The 3957-nt window shown below is 53.6% G+C and carries 5 protein-coding genes; 1 reads left to right on the forward strand and 4 read right to left on the reverse strand.

Annotated elements, in window-relative coordinates; translation table 11 throughout:
- From B3W37_RS10480 to gcvT, 3 genes are all read right to left on the reverse strand, one after another.
- Positions 1–515: PLP-dependent aminotransferase family protein (locus tag B3W37_RS10480; protein WP_483175696.1), on the reverse strand; the 515-nt coding region annotated here is incomplete at its 3' end.
- An 11-nt stretch (positions 516–526) separates the two neighbouring features.
- Positions 527–913 (reverse strand): glycine cleavage system protein GcvH, encoded by a 387-nt coding sequence (gene gcvH / locus B3W37_RS10485; RefSeq protein WP_481041451.1) that lies wholly within the window; start codon positions 911–913, stop codon positions 527–529.
- A gap of 46 nt (positions 914–959) precedes the next feature.
- Entirely contained in the window at positions 960–2069 is a 1110-nt protein-coding gene (gene gcvT, locus B3W37_RS10490) for a glycine cleavage system aminomethyltransferase GcvT (RefSeq protein ID WP_483175697.1), read from the reverse strand.
- Positions 2070–2437: 368 nt separating this feature from the next.
- Here gcvT and B3W37_RS10495 point away from each other — a divergent pair, with 368 nt between their 5' ends.
- Complete coding sequence (locus tag B3W37_RS10495; protein ID WP_481041447.1) at positions 2438–2716, forward strand: hypothetical protein; 279 nt, start codon at positions 2438–2440, stop codon at positions 2714–2716.
- Between the two features lie 14 nt (positions 2717–2730).
- Here B3W37_RS10495 and B3W37_RS10500 read toward each other — a convergent pair.
- Positions 2731–3957, reverse strand: a 1227-nt coding sequence (locus tag B3W37_RS10500; protein ID WP_483175698.1) for a (Fe-S)-binding protein, incomplete at its 5' end; no start/stop codon positions are given.

Genomic DNA, 3957 nt, shown 5'->3' on the forward strand with positions numbered 1-3957 from the left:
TTGAGAATCTGCAGGTATTCAGGGTGAACTGTGTCAGAGATCACTACTTTTCTGCGGCCTTTGCCGCTCATGCAGGCCAGGCTGCAGGCCTCGGCCAGGGCGCTGCCGCCATCATAAAGCGAGGCGTTGGAGACATCCAGCCCGGTCAATTTACAGATCAAGGTCTGGTATTCAAAGATGGATTGCAATATGCCCTGACTGATCTCCGGCTGATAAGGGGTGTAGGCGGTATAGAACTCGGAGCGCAGCAGAAGCTGTTCCACAGGCGCCGGAATATAGTGGTCATAGGCGCCTGCACCCAGGAAAGAAGGGAAATCCTCAGTATTGATGTTTTTAGCGGCCAGGCTTTTTATATGGCGATGCAATTCCATTTCCCCCATCCCCGGGGGCAGCCGCAGACCGCTCTTGACACGCAGGTCAGCATCGATGTCGCTGAACAGTTCATCCAGGCTGTTCAGGCCCAGGATGTTGAGCATCTCCTCTACGACCGGGGTGGGGTTAGGAGTGTATTTCATTTTACTCCTCCCTAGTCTTCGAGGTTCTGGCAAAAGGTGGTGTAGGCCGAAGCCGACATCAATCCCTGCAGTTTGCCAGGGTCGCTCAACTCGATGGCGGCTATCCAGTTCTCATAGGGATCCTGATTCAACAGCTCCGGGGAGTCCTCCAACTCCTCGTTTACGCTTTTGATGGCGCCGTCAGCGGGGCTGTACAGGTTGGCCACCGCTTTTACCGATTCGATCACCCCGATGGACTCGCCTTTGGATACTGAGGCATCCAACTCCGGCAGCTCCACGAAAACGATATCCCCCAGGTGATGCTGGGCATAATCAGTTATCCCGATATAGCCGACTTCACCTTCCACCCTTATCCATTCGTGCTCATCGGTATAAAGCAATCCCTCTGGTATGTTCATATTCGATCCCTCCATTATATTTAAGAACCTGATAAGATACCTTGCATTACTTAGACTTGGTTCTTTTGCGGTAGAATATGCCCTGGCCCACCACCGCTTTAACGGCTTTGCCGCGGATCATGATATCGATCTCGGTGCCGGGGGCGCTGTATTTGCTGTCTATCAGGGCCAGGCCGATCGGCTTTTTAAAAGTGGGGGCATGCAGGCCGCTGGTAACATGGCCGATGTTGACCCCGTCCTTTTCCACCTCGTAATGCGAGCGGGGAATCCCTTTGTCCACCATTTCGAACTCCACCAGTTTTCTTCCCAGCCCGGCTTGTTTTTGTTCCAAAAGAGCCGACCTGCCGATGAAATCACCGTTGTCAAGCTTGACGAAATAGCCCAAGCCAGCTTCCAGGGGGGTTATATCCTTATCGATCTCCTGCCCGTACAGGGGCAGCTTGGCTTCAAATCTCAGGCTGTCCCGGGCTCCCAACCCAATCGGGCTTACCAGCTCCCCTCCCGCCTTAAGGATTTCTTCCCATAGCAGAACGGCATCAGCGGGCCTGACATAGATTTCAAAGCCGTCTTCTCCGGTATAACCGGTTCGGGAGACTATACATTCTAATCCGGCTATCTTCACTGCGGGATTAAACTGAAAGAATTTGATCTGGTCGAGGTCAGTAGGGGTGAGGGTTTGCAGGATCTCCTGAGCCCGGGGCCCCTGGAGGGCCAACTGCGCATATTGGGGGGAAACATCTTCGGCAAGAACCCCCTCCATAAGATTCTCCTTGATCCAGGCGAAGTCTTTTTCCGCATTGGCGGCGTTCACCACCAGGAGATATTTGGCAGGGTGATATTTGTAGATCAAAAGATCATCAACCACCCCGCCGTCAGGATAACACATGGGGCTGTACAGAACCTGAAAGTCGCGCATTCTGGATACATCATTGCATACCAGCTTCTGCACGAAGTCCTGAGCCCGCTCCCCGGTGACCATAATCTCGCCCATATGAGATACATCGAAAAGTCCAGCACTTTCACGCACCATGTGGTGCTCCTTAATGATCCCCATGCCTTCATATTGAACTGGCAATTCCCAGCCCCCGAAATCAATGATCTTGCCTTTGTACTTCAGGTGCATGGGGTACAACGGGGTTGATTGCAACGGCATCATACTCCTCCTTCGCCAGGTAACAAAACCCGGGTTAACTTAGACTGATTGTGTTTATAGGCAATAAGAACTGCTTGGGATTTGATTCACAAATTAGCTTCCCCGCTACCTGCCCGATGTTTGTTTAAAGCGGGTTAAACTTCCAAAGCTTTCATTTGCCAAAAGAAATTGGACTACAGCAAAATTTTATCAAAAAAAGACAATAATTGCGAAACACTTATTGAGGATAAATGCAAAAAACGCCAAAACCTTATCAAATTGGGCTGTGACCTGATTTCAAATTATCATATAATATTATTTAAATTGAGCCCTGACGATATGCGATTTACGTAATCCCGCCTCGGGCGGAATTTGTTGAGGAGGATATAGACATGAGCCGCTTCTATGATGACAAAAACCTGTTCGATGAAGAAATGGTGGAGCAGTGGGCCGAGGAATTCTTCGGTCAGCTGATGAATATCTTTAACGGTTTTTTCACCCAGGTCGACCTCGAGGAGACTGTGGAGCGCATCAAAGAGATTCCTTTTGAATCCATGGTCCTGGAGAAGCTGAGCGGTGAGAGCGATGAGGTCAAATTGACCGCCATGCGCCGCATCAGGGAACTGGCCGATGCTGAGATCGAATATGTGCAGGGCTATTTGGAGCTGTAGAGCACCGGAGGCTGCTATTCAATACTCCTCCACAGGATTTCGCAAACGTCCAGGACCTTGACCCGCTCCTCTTCACCGGCTTCCTTGACCCCGTCGGTGAGCATGGTCATGCAGAAGGGGCAGTTGCTGGCGATCACCCCGGCACCGGTCTGCAGGAGCTGACCGGTGCGGGCGTCATTGATCCGCTTGAAGCCGCCCACCGCCTCTTCCTCCAGAAACATCCGCCCCCCGCCCGCGCCGCAGCAAAACCCGAAACGGCGGGACTTATCTATATCGACAACCTGTGCCCCGGTGGATTTGACCACCTGGCGGGGCGGTTCATAAATCCCGTTGTGCCTGCCTAGAAAGCAGGAGTCATGGTAGCTCATAGTGACCGCTTCGGTCTTATTCACACTAAGCCTGCCTTCCGCAATCAGCCTGGCCAAGAATTCGGAGGAATGGTAAACTTCAAAATCGCCCTCCATCTGGAGATATTCGTTTTTGATGGCGTTATAGCCGTGGGGGCAGATGCAGATGATCTTGTCCGCCCCGTATTTCTTGAAAGTCTCTATATTATGGGCGGCCAGGGTCTGGTAAAGGTATTCATTGCCCAGGCGCCGGGCGGGATCGCCGCAGCACCTTTCCTCATTCCCCAGATAGCCGAAATTGATGCCGGCCCGGTCAAGGAGGCGCACCAGGGCCTCGCCGGCCCGCTTGTAGCGGTCGTCGAAGGCCACCGCGCAGCCGCCGTAGAGCAGGTATTCGAATTCCCTGTGGTCTTCGGGCAGGAGATTGACCAGGTTTCTTATACCCCGCTCCTCCAGCCAGTTGGCCCGTGAGGCCCAGCCCACCCCCCAGGGGTTGTAGTTGCGCTCCAGGTTGGTGAAGGCGTTCTGGGCTTCAGCTGGCATATCGCCCTGCCACATTACCAGGTTGCGACGCATATTGATGATCTTGTTGAGGTGCTCGATGAACATGGGGCAGTGCTCCTGGCAGGCCCGGCAGTTGGTGCAGGCCCACAAGACCTCGGGGGTGACCACATCATAGAGCAGGCTGGCCTCCAGGGGGCTGACCGCATTGGCCTCGGCGTCCGAGGTCATGGCCAATTCGGGGCGGGCAGCCCCGCTTAAAAGGTGCGGGGCCTTCCCGTCCAGGTGCTTCTTCATGGCCTGGATGACAGTAACTTTGGGGTTGAGCTTCTTCCCGGTATAATAAGCCGGGCAGTTCTCCTGGCAGCGCCCGCAGCGGATGCAGGCATCCAG

The organism is Syntrophomonas sp. UBA5494, assembly GCF_002426325.1.